Genomic DNA, 16,446 nt, shown 5'->3' on the forward strand with positions numbered 1-16,446 from the left:
AGGGCCAGGCGCGCCGATTAACACGCACTGACTTTTGCGGGCATGCGAAAAGAACAACTATCAGGCTTGGGTCATCGAATACTTTTTCAGTACCGGCAGGGCGATGTCGCGGTGCTGCGCCCACCAGTCGTGGTCGTTGACCACGCCAGAGAGCGCGAAACTTCCCTGCTTGAGCACGTACTTGGGGGTAGGCGTCAGCAAGTGATGGTCGGCACCGAAGATGTCCTTGCCCGACCAGGCCGATGTGCCGTAGATGGGATGGTCCATGGCGCGAATGCCATAAAGCGTGTTCATCACCGCTTGCGGTTCTATCGAGGGGCTTTCCCGGAATGCCTGGTCAAGGGTGGCCATTGCCGAGTAGGTGAGCCCGGCAAAACCGATCCATTCGTCCTTGCCGTGGCGTTGCACGTATGTCTGGTACATGGCGTGGGCCTTGGGCGAAAAGGTCGGCTCCGAGGCATCCACGCCAAAGCCGCAATACAGGCGCCCTTCCAGGTCGTTCAGGTTCACCCTCTGACCGATCTGCGGAAGGTCCCAGGAGTGGGACATCCACACTCCGTCGAACTTCAGCGCCTGCGCGGTTTCCAGAAGAATGGCCTGTTTGCCGGGTGGTAGATCCGAGAAGAAGATCGCGTCGGGCCGGTTTTTCAATACGGCGCCGAGCAACGGAAAATAGTCAGTGGTACTGGGATCGAATACTTCGTTATAGACAATCTCCAGACCACCCTGCCCCATGAACGGCGCGCATCCGGCCTCACTGTAGGCGCGCCCGGAATGGCCGAAGGAGTTGTCCGTGAACAGCAGCGCGACACGCTTGATTGTCGGATGCTGGCTCATGACATGTGAAACCAGCCCGAGAAATGCCGTGGGCGATCCTGTCAGCCCTCCCATCAGGTACGGGTAATCACTGCTCATGAAGCCGCCGCCATATGAATTGGTCAGCACCTGGCTTTCGCTGGCAATACGCGCAATCGCCTTGCGCGAGGCTGGCGTGTAGGTCTGGAACATGTATTTGCAGTCATCCTGCTGGATGGCACTGCGAAACGCGCGCAACTCTTCCTTGGGGTAAAAGCACACGTTGGTGTAGGCCTTGTAATCGATCAGGTGCCGTGCCCCGTCGCCACACAGAATTCCGCCTTGGCTGTTGTGCTCATCAGCCCAGATCTGCCCCGCACGCATGATCGGAACACCCCACTGCGCACATTCGCCTTCCAGGGGGGTGACCATTCCGAGCGTGATTTTGCTCGCCTCGGCGGCCATGCCGCGCGACGAAATGAACGCGGGGGCCACGGCACCCACCGCTGCAACGGCACCGGCCTTGAGAATTTGCCGCCGGCTCAGCCTCACATCAGAAAATTCACTCATTTGGTGCTCCCTGGTAGCCGCACTTGCCTGCTGCCGATTCCTCGCCATCACCTGAAAAGGCGCGAGCCGGAATCGATCAGTCACGGGGAGTGCAGCCGGTGGCGTACCGGCCACCTGTATTGTTGTTATTAAGAGTCACTTTTTGACATCTGATCAGAGATCTGAAATCAACCTTAGGTCATAGCTGATATTTGATCAAACATTTTTTACCAAAAGAGGAGCCTCATGACCGCCAAATCACTCGTAGGAAGCAAATTGACGATGCGCAGAAACAATTATACATTGTGTATACATAAATTATTTCAAATGAAGACGCTAAGTTTTAGTGCATCACCGAAGAGGTCGAGCGGGGATGTCCAGCTTGTGTCTTATTCAAACACCCGTTGAAAAGAGTTGAGTTTGCATGGCAGTTTCAAGAAGAAACGTACTCATTGGTGCAGGTGCAGGTGCTGGAATCATTGCTGCCGGAGGCGCGACAGCATTGCTGCGCGACGGCGTGCCGAAAGAACCTGATTCATTACTGCGAATCGGCTCGCTTCCTTTGGATGATGCAACGCCTGGCTGGTTCCACACGAGCCGCCTTCGTCAACCACAACCGCCCCTGGTCGGTGATGCCAAGGCCCCCTGGGTGGTGGTCGGTGCCGGGTTCACCGGGTTGGCGGCAGCCCGTCAGCTGGCGCTGAACTTCCCTGACGACACAGTCATTCTCGTGGAGGCGCAACAGGTCGGTTTCGGTACCTCCGGTCGTAATGCCGGCTTCCTTATCGACGTGCCCCATGACATCGGCGCACCGGACTACATCGGGGATCCGACAAATGCCAGGAATGTCCTGGCGCTCAATCAACGGGGGCAAGGCATACTTCGTGACCTGGTTGAACAACACCACATCGTCGACGCCCAGCTTCGTCACTCGGGCAAGTACCAGGCGGCAGTCGAGGACAAAGGCATTGCCGTGCTCAATGCCTACCGTGGCGGCCTGGAAAAGCTGGGGCAACCTTGTGAGTTGATCGAGGGTTCGGAGCTGCGAGATCACATTGGCACCTCCTTCTATCGCAAGGCGCTATACACCCCCAACACCATACTGGTGCAGCCGTCGGCGCTGGTGAAAGGCCTGGCCGATTCCCTGCCCGAGAATGTGAAACTGTACGAAGATACGCCGATCACAGCGGTCGACTATGGCGAAAAAACCGTCCTGCATCATCCTACCGGCCGAATCACGGCTGACAGGCTCGTGTTGGCGAACAACGCCTTCGGCGCCTACTTCGGCTTCCTGCAAGGGAAGATGTTGCCGATCTTCACCTATGGCAGCCTGACCCGACCCTTGACGCAAGCCGAGCAGGCCAGCATCGGCGGCAAGGAGTTCTGGGGCGTGATCCCGGCCGACCCGTTTGGCACGACACTGCGCCGTACCCATGACAACCGGATCCTCGTGCGCAACAGCTTCAGCTTCAACCCCGATGGGCGCGCCAAGACCAACTACACCAACAAAGTTCGCCCGGCCCACCGGCTTTCGTTCGAGCGACGCTTCCCGACACTGGTAAACGTCGAGTTCGAGCATACGTGGGGCGGTGGATTGGCAATGACGCGCAACGGTGCGGGCTTCTTCGGTGAGCTAAGGCCCAACGTCTACGGCGCACTGGGCTGCAATGGACTGGGGACAGTGCGCGGCACCGCCACCGGAACGCTGCTGGCCAACCTGTTGGCAGGCAAACGCGAAAGCCTGACCGAGTACCTCCTGGCCGCACCGAAGCCAAACTGGAATCCGCCCCAGCCGATGCTGTCGATCGGCGTGAACTTCACTCTGCGAAAAGGTCAGTACGCTGCCGGCCTCGAAGCCTGAAGCGCCGACAACCGGAACCAGTTCCACCTGTTTGCGACAAACGCCAAGGCTGACGCCTTGGCCGTTTTCTCGTGTTTTTTGTCCTAACGGAATGAGATCGCGTGCTTCTAGGATACCGCACCGATTCTCCGTTCCCAGCCCGACCAAAAAACCGAGGCGCGCATGCCCGATCCCCGGACAAACAATCCTGCCCACGCCCGTAGCCCGCATCCCCTTCTAACATTCACCGGCAGCAAGATCGTAGTCGCGCTGTTCTGCCTGCTGGTGCTGACGTCGATGTGCCTGCACCAGGGTGGCTTTTACCGCGGGGAATCGACCGCGGACTTGCTGCACAGCCTGACTGTGCTGGCGGCGATCATCTTTGTGGTACTGCGCAGCAAACAGGCCGAAGAAGCACTGTGCCGCGCCCAGGCCCAACTGGCCCATGTCACCCGCGTGACCACCCTGGGTGAACTGGCGGCGTCCATCGCCCATGAAGTCAATCAACCGCTGGCGGCGATCGTCAGCAATGGCGAAGCCTGTCGCAACTGGCTCAGCCGCCCGCAGCCCGATCTGGTCGAAGCACACCAGGCACTGCAGCGCATCATCGCTAGCGCCCATCGAGCCAGCGAGATCACCCGCCATGTCTGGGCCTTGTCGCGCAAATGCGACCCGCTGCGCCAGGACGAATCGCTCAACGATATCGTCAGCGAGACCTTGAGCCTGCTCCGCTGCGAACTTGCCCATCACAGGATCAATCCGAAAATCGAGCTCGGCGCATTCGGCGGTCAGGTCAGTGCCGATCGCGTGCAACTGCAGCAAGTCATCATCAACCTGATCATCAACGCCTGCCAGGCCATGGACGCCGTCGACCCTGCACAACGGTTTCTGCTGATCCGCACCTGGGTGAAGGACAACGAGGCCGTGCTGGAAGTGGCCGACCAGGGCCCAGGCATTGCCGCCGAGGTCTTGCCGCAGTTGTTCACGCCGTTCTTCACCACCAAGGAAAACGGCCTGGGCATGGGGCTTTGCATTTGCCGTTCGATCATCGATTTCCACGATGGCCGGATCTGGGCCACCAGCACAGCGGGCCAGGGCAGTTCGTTTGTGTTTGCCCTACCGATCCGGGTCGCCATCCAGCCCCCTGGGAACCCACCATGAACGAACGACACCCGCTCAACCAGATCAATCACACCGAGTGCATGGTGTTCATCGTCGACGACGATGCGCCGCTACGCGAATCCCTCGGCAGCCTGCTGCGCTCCATCGGCCTGCGGGTCGAGCTGTTCGGCTCGGTCGCCGACTTCATGAAGCACACGCGCCCGGACACGGCCAGTTGCCTGGTGCTGGATGTGCGATTGCAAGGCAGCAGCGGCCTGGACTTTCAAAACGAACTGGCCGCCGCCGGCATCAAGGTGCCCATCGTGTTCATCACCGGCTACGGCGACATCGCCATGACGGTGCGGGCGATGAAAGCCGGCGCGGTGGATTTCCTGACCAAGCCGTTTCGTGAGCAGGACCTGATCGATGCGGTGTGTGCCGCCCATGGCCGGGACAAACAGCGTCGCGAGTCCGAGCGCCAGGCCGAACAATTGCAGGCGCGACACCAGACGTTGACCCCGCGGGAACAAACGGTGATGGCGCTGGCGACCTCGGGCTTGATGAACAAGCAGATCGCTGGGGAAATCGGCCTGAGCGAAATCACCGTGAAGATCCACCGCGGCCAGGCCATGCGCAAGATGGGCGCGCGTTCCTTTGCCGATCTGGTGCGCATGGCCGAGGCAATCTCGGCCCGGCCCGCCAGCCGATAACCATACCCACGTATACTGTGCAGCCTTCGAGGACGGCGTATCTTGCAATAATGGCGCAGTGCCTCTAAGTGCTCTGCGTGACGACGCAGGACATCACCATGCACAACGAGGCAATGATTGCCGTAGTCGATAACGATGAGTCGGTTCGATTGGCCCTGGACAGTTTATTGCGATCCAGTGGATACACAGTGCGAACTTATTCGGGGACGCATGAATATCTCAATTCCGATGGCCCGCTTATTACCTCGTGTCTGATCTGCGATATACAAATGCCGGAAATGGACGGAATCACGATGTATGAAGAACTGGCGGCCAGGGGCATGCATATCCCGGTCATCTTCATCACCGGCAACCCCTCTGCGCAGCGCATGCCGGGCCATCAAGCCATGAAGCCGATTGCCTTTTTCCCCAAGCCCTACTCCATCGAAAAGTTGCTCGCCTGTATCGAAACGGTGCTCAGCTAACACCTTGGTATAGCCCGTTAATACCTGGTCATACCCGAACTGACCCTATGTAGCAGTGCCAGCGTTTAACCCCTCGAATAACATCAGTGCCTGATCAAGCCGCCCTCGATTGTTCTTCAGGAGCTAAACAATGAAACAGCAAATCTTGATTATTGGTGCAGGGTTCGGTGGGGTCTGGAGCGCATTGAGCGCGGCCCGCCTGCTGGACAAGCACGATCGAAACGACGTCGAGATCACCGTGTTGGCGCCTCAGGCCGAGCTGCGGATTCGTCCGCGCTTCTACGAGCCTGACGTGCACACCATGAAGGCACCGCTGAACGATCTGTTCGACGCCGTGGGGGTGAAATTCGTCAAGGGTTCGGCCGAGGTCATCGACGAAAACAGCAAACAGGTCCGCTACACCAACGCCGCGGGCATCCGGGGCACGCTGAGCTACGACCGCCTGGTGCTGGCCGCCGGCAGCAAGCTGATGCGTCCGCCGGTGGATGGCATGCTGGAGCACGCTTTCGATGTCGACGAGATCGAATCCGCCACGCGCCTGGAAGCTCACATCAAATCCCTGAAAGACAAGCCGGTGAGTGCCGCCCGCAACACCGTGGTGGTGGCCGGCGGTGGTTTCACCGGGATCGAAACCGCGACCGAAATGCCGGCGCGCCTGCGTGCCGTGCTCGGAGAAAACGCCGACATCCGGGTCATCGTGGTTGACCGTGCCCCGCAAGTGGCCGCCGCCCTGGGCGATGGCATTCGCCCCTCGATCGTCGAAGCTTCGCAGCACCTGGGCATCGAGTGGGTGCTCAACGCCACCGTTGCCGCGGTGGATGCCAACGGCGTCACCCTCGCCGATGGCCAGCGCATCGAGTCCAACACGGTGATCTGGACTGTCGGTTTCCGTGCCCACTCACTGACCGAGCAAGTGCAAGGCACCCGCGATCATCAGGGCCGCCTGCATGTCGATCAGCACCTCAAGGTGCGCGGTCACGCCGATGTGTACGCCAGCGGCGACGTGGCCTATGCCGCCACCGATGACCTGGGCAACTTCGCGGCAATGTCCTGCCAGCACGCCATCGCCCTGGGGCGCTATGCGGGCAACAACGTCGCCGCCGAGCTGCTGGGTGTGGAGCCGATGCCCTACAGCCAACCCAAATACGTGACCTGCCTGGACCTGGGCGCTTGGGGCGCGGTGTTCACCGAGGGCTGGGATCGCCAGGTCAAGCTGATCCGGCACGAAGCCAAGGAACTCAAGACCCAGATCAACACCCTGTGGATCTATCCGCCGGCGGCTGATCGTGCCGTGGCACTGGCGGCGGCCGACCCGTTGATCCCGGTGGCCTGAAGACGATCGACGGCCGTGGCGCGCACGGCCCTCACCATTCATCCTCATCCCGGCCAGCCCCCTCCTTGCTGACCGGGGCCTTTCCCAAGCGCCCGCCACTGGTTTTCTGGCGGGCGTTTTTTCTCCAGCCCTGTAGGAGCCGAGCTTGCCGGCGAATCAGGCGCCACGGTCTATCTGCTACCCCTCGTCATCTCAGGTTCACGGCGCAGAACTTAACAGTGGCGTGTGCGCAAACCGGACGTCGATGGCATCATCACCCGCTTCGAAGGTTTCGATGTCGACGGTGAACGGATCATCCCGCTGTTCGACGTGCCCTGGCCGAAACCACCACCGTCCTGATCGACTAAGGAAGCGTCCTGATGCGTATCAAATCATTGCTGGCCTGCGCTGGCGTGCTCCTGAGCCAAATGGCCGTGGCCGACTCCCTGCCCCAGCGCTGGGTCAGCGCCGGTGGCGCGTTCAGCGAATGGGTGGTCGCCCTCGGTGGCGAAAGCAAGCTGGTGGGTGTCGACAGCACCAGCCAGCACCCGCGCTCATTGCACAGCCTGCCAAGCATCGGCTACCAGCGGGCGCTGGCCGCCGAAGGCATCCTGGCGTTGAAGCCGGACATCCTGGTGGGCAGCGATGAAATGGGCCCGCCGCCGGTTCTGGCGCAACTCAAGGCTGCCGGGGTGCGCATCGAGCTGCTGTCGGCCAGGGCCGACTTGCCCTCGTTGCAACATAACCTGACCGAGCTCGGGCAACTGCTCGGCAAACCGGCGCAAGCACAGGCGCTGATGGCCGGTTATCAGCAGCGCCTGGAACAACAGGCGGCGTGGGTCCGGCAGGTGCAACAGCACACCCCCGCTCCTCGGGTGTTGATGCTGCTCAACCATGCCGGCGCCAACCTCCAGGCCGCCGGCAAGGACACCCTGGCCGCCTGGATGATCGATCAGGCCGGCGGGAAAAACCTTACCGAACACAATGGCTACAAGCCGGTGTCCAACGAGGCGATGTTGGCCCTGGACCCACAGGTGATCGTTTTCGCCAGTAGCAAGCTGGAAGGCGATGCCGCGCGGGCAGCGCTGCTCGAGCAGAATCCGATCCTGGCGCAAACCGCGGCCGGTCGCGAAGGCCGGGTGCTGGTGATCGACCCGACGCTGCTGGTCGGCGGCCTGGGTCCGCGACTGCCGGATGCCCTGGGCACGCTGTCGAAGGCGTTCTATCCGTCGGCACCGCTGCAGACTGCCGAGCTTCAGGCAACAGAGAGCACCCGATGACGGCCATCGTTCGGCCACGGCCGATGCTGATTACCCTGGGCCTGTTATTGCTGCTGGTGTTCTGGCTGTCCCTGGCCCTGGGGCCGGTCAGCCTGCCGCTGGGCGATACGCTGCTGGCCGGGCTGCGGCTGCTTGGATTGCCGGTGGATGGTGGCGACAACCAACAGGCGCAGCTGATCCTCGGTCAGATCCGCCTGCCGCGCAGTTTGCTGGGGATCGCGGTCGGCTCGGTGCTCGCGTTGTCCGGGGTGGCCATGCAAGGGTTGTTTCGCAATCCGCTGGCGGACCCGGGGCTGGTCGGCGTGTCCGGCGGCGCGGCACTGGGCGCGGCGGTGGCCATTGTCGGTGGCAGCCTGCTGGGTGGTTTGCCGCCTGCCATCGAACCGTACCTGTTGTCGGTGTGCGCCTTCGCCGGTGGACTGATCGTCACGGCGGTGGTCTATCGCTTCGGCCGCAGCGACGGCCAGACCAACGTCGCCACCATGCTCCTGGCAGGCGTCGCGATGACGGCCATGGCCGGGGCCGGGGTTGGCCTGTTCACTTACCTGGCCGATGACGCCACCCTGCGCACCCTGACCTTCTGGAACCTGGGCAGCCTCAACGGCGCCAGCTACCCGCGCCTGTGGCCGTTGCTGATCGTGGCGGTGGGCGTGGCGCTGTGGTTGCCGCGGCGCGCGGCGGCGCTCAATGCGATGCTGCTGGGGGAGTCCGAAGCCCGTCACCTGGGCTTCAATGTCGAGCGGATCAAGCTTGAACTGGTGCTGTGCACCGCGCTGGGTGTCGGGGCCGCAGTGGCGGCGGCCGGCCTGATCGGTTTCATCGGCCTGGTGGTGCCGCACCTGATGCGGCTGCTGGTCGGCCCGGATCATCGGGTGTTGCTGCCGGCTTCATTGCTGGCCGGTGCCAGCCTGTTGTTGCTGGCCGATCTGGTCGCCCGTTTGCTGCTGGCACCGGCCGAGTTACCGATCGGCATCGTCACCGCGCTCATCGGCGCACCCTTCTTCCTTTATCTGCTGGTACGGGGGCGCTCCTGATGCTGCGGGCCAATAATTTGCTGGTGCGGCGCGGCAGTCGCACCGTGCTGGCGGACATCGATATCCAGTTGCATCCGGGCCAGGTCCTCGGCGTGCTGGGGCCCAACGGCGCGGGTAAAAGCACCCTGCTCGCCGCCTTGTGCGATGAGTTGCCGGCCAACCAAGGCACGGTCAGCCTCGACGAACGCCCCCTGGCCGACTGGCCGGGCCAGGAGCGGGCGCGGCGCCTGGCGGTGTTGCCGCAGAGCTCGAGCCTGAATTTTGCCTTCTCGGTCAATGATGTGGTGGGCATGGGCCGCCTGCCCCATGCCAGTGGTCGCGTGCGCGATACCGAAATCGTCGCCGAGGCGCTGAGTGCCGCCGACGCCCTGCACCTGGCGGGGCGCAGTTATCTGGCCTTGTCCGGTGGCGAACGTCAGCGCGTGCACCTGGCGCGGGTGCTCGCGCAATTGTGGCCGGGGGCCGAGGGGCAGACCCTGTTGCTCGACGAGCCGACCTCGATGCTCGATCCGCTGCACCAGCACACCATCCTGCAAGCGGTGCGCGATTTCGCCGGGCGCGGTGCGGCGGTGCTGGTGATCCTGCACGACCTGAACCTGGCCGCCCGTTACTGCGATCAGTTGTTGCTGTTGCAAGAGGGTCGCCCGCACGCCTACGGTCCGCCGGATGAAGTCCTGACTGCCCAGGCCGTGGAAGCGGTGTACGGACTGCAAGTGTTGATTCACCGGCACCCGGAGCGCGGTCATCCGTTGATCATCGCGCGTTGATACCCGCCGTCTAAGAGGAAAACCGATGCGCATTGTGCTGTTATGCCTGATCAGCCTGCTGGCTGCGTGCCAATCCCACTCCGTATCGCCGCCCCCGGCAGTGATTTCTCCGCAAGGCCGCGATCATGCCGACCTGGGCGTGATCCGCGAGCTCGCCAGCGGGCGCACCCTGACCCCGAAAGAGCTGGTAGAGCGCCTGGCCGTTGCGCCGCGGGTGCTGGTCGGCGAGCAACACGACAATCCCGATCACCATGCCTTGCAACTGTGGCTGCTGCGCCAGCTGGCGGCGCAACGTCCGCAAGGCAGCCTGCTGATGGAAATGCTCAACCCCGACCAACAGGCAAGCGTCGATGCAGCCCAGGCCGCCAGCCGGGCCGGCCAACCGCCGGCCGACCCGTATCAGGCACTGTCCTGGCAAGCCAATTGGGATTGGGGTGTCTACGGCGCACTGATGACCTACGCCCTGCGCCAACCCTACCCGCTGCTGTCGGCCAACCTGGACCGGGCGCAGATCATGCAAATCTACAAACAGCGGCCGACGCTGAGCGGCGAAGCGTCCACCACCCAACAGGTGCAGGCGACATTGCTGGACGACATCCGCGAGTCCCATTGCGGCTTGCTGCCTGAAGCGCAAATGCCGGCGATGCTCGCAGTGCAGCAACAGCGTGACCGGCGCATGGCCGAGCGCCTGCTGGCGGCGCCGACGCCTGCGCTGTTGCTGGCCGGGGCGTTCCATGTGCGCAAGGATCTGGGGGTGCCGCTGCACCTGCAAGACCTGGGTGCAGGTGAAGGCAATGCGGTGCTGGTGTTGGCTGAAGTGGGCAAGACCGTGAGCGCCGAAAGCGTGGATTACGTGTGGTATACCGCAAAGCAGCCGGAGCAGGATCATTGCGCGACATTTGGTCGTTAAACAGCAAAAGATCGCAGCCTGCGGCAGCTCCTACAGATTTACCCGATTACCTGTAGGAGCTGCCGCAGGCTGCGATCTCTTGAACTTCAAGGTGTCGGAAAAGTCTCTATGTAAGCCAACAAATCATCGATCTTCTCCTGATCGCTGATCCCCCAGAAAATCATCCGCGTGCCCGACACCACCGCTTTCGGGTCTTCGATGTAAGCCGCCAGTTTTTCCCGGGTCCAGACAATGCCCGATGACTTCATCGCGTCGGAGTACTGATAGTCCGTGGTGCTCCCGGCAACCCGTCCGACGACACCGTTGAGTTGCGGACCAAAAAACGCCCGCGCCGACTCGCCGATCTGATGGCAGCCGCCGCACACCCGCTTGAACAGTTTGCCGCCCGCCTCGGCATCACCCTGCGCGCTCGCCTGCGTGGCGAAGCCGAGGGTCAGTACGAGGGTCATCACGGCCGCTTTGTTCATTTCCAGCTTCCAGCCTGCAGCGAAAAAAATGGCCGCCATTTGAGCATGACCAGGGCCCCAAACCGAAGCTTTTCAGACGCACGAGGCCCGAGCCTGCCGTCCATCCCGCCAACCGACGCCCCGCTTTCGCCCGCCTAGACTAGCTACTCACATCGTGCGTGGCACGCCCACACCAACAGACGGAGGCTCAATCATGAAAATTGTCGTCATCGGCGGTACCGGCTTGATCGGAACACAATTGTGCAAACTCCTGCGCGAAGGTGGCCATGATGTGGTGCCCGCCACGCCGAGTACCGGGGTCAACGCCGTCACCGGGGAAGGATTGCAGGCCGCCCTGCAAGGCGCCGAGGTGGTGGTCGACGTCGCCAACTCACCCTCGTTCGAAGATGCCGCCGTGCTCGAATTCTTCGAAAAATCCGGGCGCAACCTGGCCGCCGCCGAGAAGGCCGCCGGGGTCAAGCATCACGTTGCGCTTTCGGTAGTGGGCACGGAGCGGATGCTCGAAAGCGGCTACTTTCGCGCCAAGATGGCCCAGGAGGAATTGATCAAGAACGCCGGTGTGCCCTACTCGATCCTGCGCGCCACGCAGTTTTTCGAATTCATTGGTGCCATTGTCCAATACAGCATGCAAGGCGACAGCGCTCGCCTGACCTCGGCCGCCCTGCAGCCGATTGCCTCGGCCGATGTCGCCGCGGCACTGGCCAAAATTGCCGTGGCGCCGCCCACTGGCAAGACCGAGGAAGTCGCCGGTCCCGACAAGCAACCGCTAGTGTCATTTGCCAAAACCTATCTGCAACACAGCGGCGATTTGCGCGAAGTGATCACCGACGATAGCGCCGGATACTACGGCGCGATTATCAATGACCAGTCGCTGACACCCGGTGCCAATCCGCTCCTCGGCAAGATTCACTTCGATCAGTGGCTCAAGAGCACCAGCGCCTAGCAGTCAGCACTAACCCGCCAACTTCATCAGGAGCGTCCCATGCGAACCCACGTTCTCCTCGCCCTGCTTGCACTGTCCACCCTGCCGGCCCGGGTCCTGGCCGCCGACGCGCCGCCCCCGGACGTCAAGGAAGTGTCGGTCACCGCCCTTCCCGATTACCCCGGCAAGGAAGTGTTGATGCTCACCGTCGAGTACCCACCGGGCGGTGCCGACCCGGTCCATCGGCATGACGCCCACGGCTTCGTCTATGTGCTCGAAGGCTCCGTCGTCATGGGGGTCAAGGGTGGCAAGGAAGTCACGCTGACGCCGGGGCAAAGCTTCCACGAAGGTCCCAATGACATCCACACGGTGGGCCGCAATGCCAGCAAGGACAAGCCGGCCAAATTTGTCGTATTCCTGTTGAAGGAGCAGGGCAAGCCGCCGGTCATTCCGGTCGATTGATTTCATGCAAAAAAATCCGGAGCCCTGTGAAGGGGTCCGGATTTTTATGCTCTGCAATCAGTCGTTGAAATCGGTAGACAGTGCCAGCTCGTTCCACTGCGCCAATTCCTGGGCGACAAAGCGGTTCTTCGCTTCGATGCGCGCGATGGTATCGCTGCCCAGTGCCAGTCGTTGTGGCGGCTTCGGCGCATTGACCAGGGCCAGCATGGCCTCGGCGAACTTCACCGGATCGCCCGGCTGGGCATGGTTGGCGGCTTCGGCGTGCTTGCGCATGGCGCCCACGGTTTCATCGTAGTCCGGCAGTTCCAGCGCGGTCTTCACCAGCGACTGCTCGTCGAGGAAGTCCGTGCGGAAGAAGCCCGGCTCGACCACCGTGGCGTGTATCCCCAGCGGCGCCAGTTCCTGGTGCAGCGCTTCGGTAATGCCTTCTACCGCAAACTTGGTGGAACCGTAGACCCCCCAGCCCATGTAGGCCTGGTAGCCGCCGATGGAAGAAATGTTGATCACATGCCCGCTGCGTTGACGACGCATGTGCGGCAGCACCGCCCGGGTCACGTTGAGTACGCCGAAGACGTTGGTGGCGAACAGACGCTCGGTCTCGCTGGCGCTGGTTTCCTCTACCGCCCCCAACACGCCGAACCCGGCATTGTTGATGAGTACATCGATGCGGCCGAAACGCTTGATGCCTTCTGCCACGGCCTGATGCGCTTGCTCCTCGCGGGTCACGTCCAGGCGCACGGCCAGCAGGTTGGGATGGTCGCCGAGCCTGGCGATTATTTCTTCGGGTTTACGGGCCGTGGCAATCACCGCGTCGCCGGCACGCAGAGCACGTTCTGCGATGAGAGTACCAAAACCACGGGAAGCCCCAGTAATGAACCAAGTACGCATTTCAACTCCTCCTGTCAGCGACCCGAGCGTTATTGCCGGGCCTTCTCGATGAGTTGACGCCACTTTAAAACTGCCTTACTGATGTGATAACCCCAGTAATTTTGCATGACTTTGTGAAAGGTATTCACATATGAAAGTGCCTTCGGCAGCTGACCTTTCGACCTTCCTGTGCGTGGCCACTCACCTGAATTTCAGCCGGGCAGCGGTGGAACTGGGGTTGACGCCTTCTGCGCTGAGCCATGCGGTGCGCACCCTGGAGAACCGACTCGGGGTCAGGCTGTTCAATCGCACCACCCGCAGCGTCGGCCTGACCGAAGCCGGCGAGCGCCTCTTTGCCCGGCTCAAACCGGCCTTTCGCGATATCGACGATGCCCTGGAAGACCTGAACCATTATCGCGACAAACCCTCGGGCAACCTGAGAATCACCGCGGGTCGCCAGGCCGCCGAACTGGTGCTGCTGCCAATGGCCAGCAGGTTCCTCGAAGCCTACCCGGACGTGAAACTTGAGATCGTGACGGACGACGCGCTGGTCGATGTGGTGGCGCAGGGTTTTGACGCCGGCGTGCGCTTCGGCGTTCGGTTGGAGGCGGACATGGTCTCCCTGCCGATTGGCAGTTTCATGCGCTCCGTGGTCGTGGGTTCAACGGCGTTTTTCCGCAAACATCCCGTTCCGCAAAAACCCGAGGACTTGCATGGCCTGCCGTGCATCCGCCATCGTTTCCCCAGTGGCGCGTTGTATCGCTGGGAGTTCGAACGGGGTGGGATCGCCCAGGAAATCGAGATAGACGGCCCACTGACCCTGGGCGACGTCAGCCTGATGGTCGGCCCGGCGTTGCAAGGGGTGGGCCTTGCCTACATCTTCGAAGACATGGTCAAGGCGCAGATTGCCGACGGCAGCCTGATCCAGGTGCTGGGCGACTGGTGTCCCTACTACCCCGGCCTGCATCTGTACTACCCAAGCCGAAGGCATGTGCCGGCAACGCTCAAGGCGTTCATCGAATTTGCCCGAGCGGCTCGGGAGGTCGGTTCACGATAGCGTTTTTGGACCTGTAGGAGCCAGGCTTGCCGGCGAAGGCGTCCGAAAGACCAGTGCAAAGTCCAAGGCCGCCTTCGCGGGCAAGCCTCGCTCCTACAAGGAGATCGGGTACAACCGCCCCCAACCAATAAGGCGATCAGGCCTTGAGATAGTCCAGCGTCTGCGCCGTGGTCCACAGCGCATTGGCGATGTAGCGGTAATTGATCAGCGCAGCCAGGTAACCATCGCCTTCAGGCGTGCTCGGCCCGGCGGTGGCGTCGCGGACCACGGCCACTTCAAAGCCCTGCTCCAGCAACTCACGCAGGTGCGACTCGACACACAGGTTCGCCGCCATGCCCGCCAGGATGACCTGCGAAACGCCGTGCTTGCGCAGTTGCAGCGCCAGGTCATTGGTTTCAGGACCATACACCTTGTGCGGCGAAGCGATGATGGTCTTGCCGTCGAGGATGTACGGCTTGAACTCGGGCATGAAGTCGGCACCGGAGTTTTCGAAACCGTCGAGGGTCAGCGGTCCCTTGCGATCGAACATGCAGATGCTGTGCATGACCTTTTCCAGCGGCCCGCCGAAATCCCATTGGTGGTCGCACGGGTAGTAGTAATGTGGGGAAACGGCGACGGTGATGCCCGCGCCCTTGGCAGCGGCAAACAACTGCCCGAGGTGGTTGACCACGTCGTGCTCGACGACACTCTTGCCGAACACGCTCCAGCTCACGCCCTCGGGGCTGAGGAAGTCGATCTGCGGGTCGATGACCACCAGCGCAGCGCGGGACAGGTCGAGCTTCATGCCCGGGTCCGGCAGCGCTGGCTCTGCCGGGTCAGCGTACGGCGGGACGGTGCGGCTCGAATCGTTACTCATGGCAAAAGACTCCGGTGGTGGACGAGAAAATCGCGCTGCGCCATGGCGCCAACAAGGGCTGTTGTCTACCATCGGCGGCGAGAACTACATCCTACGGCCGCGCCCTGCTGCACTTTTGCCAGGACGTACAGCGTCTTTACCCGGGCGTCTCTAACATGGATATCCTTTCCGAATTTTTCGAGCGCACCCACCTGCAGGGCCGGCTGTTTTTTGCCGGCATAGTGGATGGCACCCTGGTACTCGACAAGCCGCCGGGCATGGCGTTCATCCATGTGATCAGTCGCGGCGGCATCGACATGGTGCAGCCGGGGCTGCCGAAAATCGCGATCAGCGAACCCAGCGTGCTGTTTTGCCCCAGCAGTTGTCGCTACCAGTTGCGCTCAAGTTCGGTCGAGGGCGCCGAACTGATCTGCGCTTCGTTCCGGTTCGGACGCAATGCCCTGCAGCCCTTCCCGCTCGGGCTCAAGGAGACGCTGGTATTTCCGTTCCTGGCGCTGGAAAACCTTGCTCCGCTGATCGGCAACCTGGTCGGCGAATTCCACGGCCAGGCCCCCGGCCGGACCAAGGCGCTGAACCTGCTGCTCGAATACCTTTTCGTCCTGCTGGTGCGGCGTTCGGTCATGGAGGGAAAGATATCCAGCGGCTTGCTGTATGCCCTTCAGGACGGCCGCCTCGGGGCGGTGTTCAACCGGATTCACCAGGAGCCCGAAACGCTCTGGACCGTCGAGAAGCTGGCCCACCTCGCGAACATGTCCCGGTCCAGGTTCTCGGCATGTTTTACCCGGATCATGGACATTTCGCCGATGGGCTACGTCACCGCCTGGCGCATGAAACTGGCCCAGGACCTGTTGCGCGACGGGGTGCAGATCAAGGTGATTGCCGCGACGGTCGGCTACAGCTCGCAAGCCTCGTTTTCCCGAACCTTCCTCAATGTGGTGGGTTTGCCGCCGGCCGAATGGCTCAAGCGCGATGGCTGTGAAACAGGCAAAGACGTGCCGCCGCTGACGGCGCGGGTCATACAATCTGCTGAAAATTTTTAACCCGGAGAGAGAA

The 16,446-nt window shown here is 62.0% G+C and carries 17 protein-coding genes; 13 read left to right on the forward strand and 4 right to left on the reverse strand.

Features of this window, described 5'->3' with window-relative positions; genetic code table 11:
* Positions 1–60 precede the first annotated feature (60 nt).
* A complete protein-coding gene (locus OH720_RS21090) occupies positions 61–1,365 on the reverse strand; it encodes an ABC transporter substrate-binding protein (RefSeq protein WP_272602777.1) in 1,305 nt (434 codons plus the stop codon).
* Between the two features lie 520 nt (positions 1,366–1,885).
* On the opposite strand from OH720_RS21090, the gene OH720_RS21095 reads away from it, so the two are divergent.
* From OH720_RS21095 to OH720_RS21135, 9 genes are all read left to right on the forward strand, one after another.
* Positions 1,886–3,205 (forward strand): NAD(P)/FAD-dependent oxidoreductase, encoded by a 1,320-nt coding sequence (locus OH720_RS21095; protein WP_272606498.1) that lies wholly within the window; start codon positions 1,886–1,888, stop codon positions 3,203–3,205.
* Positions 3,206–3,367: 162 nt separating this feature from the next.
* Complete coding sequence (locus tag OH720_RS21100) at positions 3,368–4,345, forward strand: sensor histidine kinase (RefSeq protein WP_336299055.1); 978 nt, start codon at positions 3,368–3,370, stop codon at positions 4,343–4,345.
* Positions 4,342–4,995: a response regulator transcription factor gene (locus OH720_RS21105; protein WP_272602778.1), complete on the forward strand. Its 654-nt coding sequence runs from the start codon at positions 4,342–4,344 to the stop codon at positions 4,993–4,995. Before OH720_RS21100 ends, OH720_RS21105 begins: the two co-directional genes overlap by 4 nt.
* A 98-nt stretch (positions 4,996–5,093) precedes the next feature.
* The gene (locus OH720_RS21110) at positions 5,094–5,459 is read left to right on the forward strand and encodes a response regulator transcription factor (protein WP_272602779.1); all 366 of its coding nucleotides are present in this window, start codon (positions 5,094–5,096) and stop codon (positions 5,457–5,459) included.
* Positions 5,460–5,589: 130 nt separating this feature from the next.
* Positions 5,590–6,792: an NAD(P)/FAD-dependent oxidoreductase gene (locus OH720_RS21115; RefSeq protein WP_272602780.1), complete on the forward strand. Its 1,203-nt coding sequence runs from the start codon at positions 5,590–5,592 to the stop codon at positions 6,790–6,792.
* A 359-nt stretch (positions 6,793–7,151) separates the two neighbouring features.
* The gene (locus OH720_RS21120) at positions 7,152–8,051 is read left to right on the forward strand and encodes a heme/hemin ABC transporter substrate-binding protein (RefSeq protein ID WP_272602781.1); all 900 of its coding nucleotides are present in this window, start codon (positions 7,152–7,154) and stop codon (positions 8,049–8,051) included.
* A 50-nt stretch (positions 8,052–8,101) separates the two neighbouring features.
* Complete coding sequence (locus OH720_RS21125; RefSeq protein ID WP_180205430.1) at positions 8,102–9,085, forward strand: FecCD family ABC transporter permease; 984 nt, start codon at positions 8,102–8,104, stop codon at positions 9,083–9,085.
* Complete coding sequence (locus OH720_RS21130) at positions 9,085–9,852, forward strand: heme ABC transporter ATP-binding protein (RefSeq protein WP_272602782.1); 768 nt, start codon at positions 9,085–9,087, stop codon at positions 9,850–9,852. The genes OH720_RS21125 and OH720_RS21130 overlap by 1 nt, the downstream gene beginning before the upstream one ends.
* Positions 9,853–9,877: 25 nt before the next feature.
* The gene (locus OH720_RS21135) at positions 9,878–10,762 is read left to right on the forward strand and encodes a ChaN family lipoprotein (RefSeq protein ID WP_272602783.1); all 885 of its coding nucleotides are present in this window, start codon (positions 9,878–9,880) and stop codon (positions 10,760–10,762) included.
* Positions 10,763–10,848: 86 nt separating this feature from the next.
* On the opposite strand, the gene OH720_RS21140 is transcribed toward OH720_RS21135, so the two are convergent.
* Positions 10,849–11,229 carry a c-type cytochrome gene (locus tag OH720_RS21140; protein WP_272602784.1) on the reverse strand — a complete coding sequence of 127 codons (381 nt, stop codon included), beginning with the start codon at positions 11,227–11,229 and terminating at the stop codon, positions 10,849–10,851.
* A 193-nt stretch (positions 11,230–11,422) separates the two neighbouring features.
* Between OH720_RS21140 and OH720_RS21145 the strand changes: the two genes are divergently transcribed.
* Both OH720_RS21145 and OH720_RS21150 read left to right on the forward strand, forming a co-directional pair.
* Complete coding sequence (locus OH720_RS21145; protein ID WP_272602785.1) at positions 11,423–12,172, forward strand: SDR family oxidoreductase; 750 nt, start codon at positions 11,423–11,425, stop codon at positions 12,170–12,172.
* A gap of 39 nt (positions 12,173–12,211) precedes the next feature.
* Positions 12,212–12,613 carry a cupin domain-containing protein gene (locus OH720_RS21150; protein ID WP_272602786.1) on the forward strand — a complete coding sequence of 134 codons (402 nt, stop codon included), beginning with the start codon at positions 12,212–12,214 and terminating at the stop codon, positions 12,611–12,613.
* A 57-nt stretch (positions 12,614–12,670) separates the two neighbouring features.
* Here the strand turns inward: OH720_RS21150 and OH720_RS21155 are convergent, their stop codons facing one another.
* On the reverse strand, positions 12,671–13,501 hold the full coding sequence (locus tag OH720_RS21155) for an oxidoreductase (protein WP_272602787.1): 831 nt from the start codon (positions 13,499–13,501) through the stop codon (positions 12,671–12,673).
* A gap of 130 nt (positions 13,502–13,631) precedes the next feature.
* On the opposite strand from OH720_RS21155, the gene OH720_RS21160 reads away from it, so the two are divergent.
* Entirely contained in the window at positions 13,632–14,537 is a 906-nt protein-coding gene (locus OH720_RS21160; RefSeq protein ID WP_272602788.1) for a LysR family transcriptional regulator, read from the forward strand.
* A 136-nt stretch (positions 14,538–14,673) separates the two neighbouring features.
* On the opposite strand, the gene OH720_RS21165 is transcribed toward OH720_RS21160, so the two are convergent.
* Complete coding sequence (locus OH720_RS21165) at positions 14,674–15,393, reverse strand: cysteine hydrolase family protein (protein ID WP_272602789.1); 720 nt, start codon at positions 15,391–15,393, stop codon at positions 14,674–14,676.
* 155 nt (positions 15,394–15,548) lie between these two features.
* Between OH720_RS21165 and OH720_RS21170 the strand changes: the two genes are divergently transcribed.
* Entirely contained in the window at positions 15,549–16,433 is an 885-nt protein-coding gene (locus tag OH720_RS21170; RefSeq protein WP_272602790.1) for an AraC family transcriptional regulator, read from the forward strand.
* The last annotated feature ends 13 nt before the right edge of the window (positions 16,434–16,446 follow it).

The sequence above is a fragment of the Pseudomonas sp. WJP1 genome (assembly GCF_028471945.1).
Lineage (GTDB): Bacteria > Pseudomonadota > Gammaproteobacteria > Pseudomonadales > Pseudomonadaceae > Aquipseudomonas.

Excerpts from the sequence above, each read along its gene's own strand:
- OH720_RS21160 (WP_272602788.1), top strand. The coding sequence starts at position 13,632 with ATGAAAGTGCCTTCGGCAGCTGACCTTTCGACCTTCCTGTGCGTGGCC.
- OH720_RS21145 (WP_272602785.1), top strand. The coding sequence starts at position 11,423 with ATGAAAATTGTCGTCATCGGCGGTACCGGCTTGATCGGAACACAATTG.
- OH720_RS21165 (WP_272602789.1), bottom strand. The coding sequence starts at position 15,393 with ATGAGTAACGATTCGAGCCGCACCGTCCCGCCGTACGCTGACCCGGCA.
- OH720_RS21155 (WP_272602787.1), bottom strand. The coding sequence starts at position 13,501 with ATGCGTACTTGGTTCATTACTGGGGCTTCCCGTGGTTTTGGTACTCTC.
- OH720_RS21100 (WP_336299055.1), top strand. The coding sequence starts at position 3,368 with ATGCCCGATCCCCGGACAAACAATCCTGCCCACGCCCGTAGCCCGCAT.
- OH720_RS21170 (WP_272602790.1), top strand. The coding sequence starts at position 15,549 with ATGGATATCCTTTCCGAATTTTTCGAGCGCACCCACCTGCAGGGCCGG.
- OH720_RS21150 (WP_272602786.1), top strand. The coding sequence starts at position 12,212 with ATGCGAACCCACGTTCTCCTCGCCCTGCTTGCACTGTCCACCCTGCCG.
- OH720_RS21135 (WP_272602783.1), top strand. The coding sequence starts at position 9,878 with ATGCGCATTGTGCTGTTATGCCTGATCAGCCTGCTGGCTGCGTGCCAA.
- OH720_RS21140 (WP_272602784.1), bottom strand. The coding sequence starts at position 11,229 with ATGAACAAAGCGGCCGTGATGACCCTCGTACTGACCCTCGGCTTCGCC.
- OH720_RS21120 (WP_272602781.1), top strand. The coding sequence starts at position 7,152 with ATGCGTATCAAATCATTGCTGGCCTGCGCTGGCGTGCTCCTGAGCCAA.
- OH720_RS21130 (WP_272602782.1), top strand. The coding sequence starts at position 9,085 with ATGCTGCGGGCCAATAATTTGCTGGTGCGGCGCGGCAGTCGCACCGTG.
- OH720_RS21105 (WP_272602778.1), top strand. The coding sequence starts at position 4,342 with ATGAACGAACGACACCCGCTCAACCAGATCAATCACACCGAGTGCATG.
- OH720_RS21090 (WP_272602777.1), bottom strand. The coding sequence starts at position 1,365 with ATGAGTGAATTTTCTGATGTGAGGCTGAGCCGGCGGCAAATTCTCAAG.
- OH720_RS21110 (WP_272602779.1), top strand. The coding sequence starts at position 5,094 with ATGCACAACGAGGCAATGATTGCCGTAGTCGATAACGATGAGTCGGTT.
- OH720_RS21115 (WP_272602780.1), top strand. The coding sequence starts at position 5,590 with ATGAAACAGCAAATCTTGATTATTGGTGCAGGGTTCGGTGGGGTCTGG.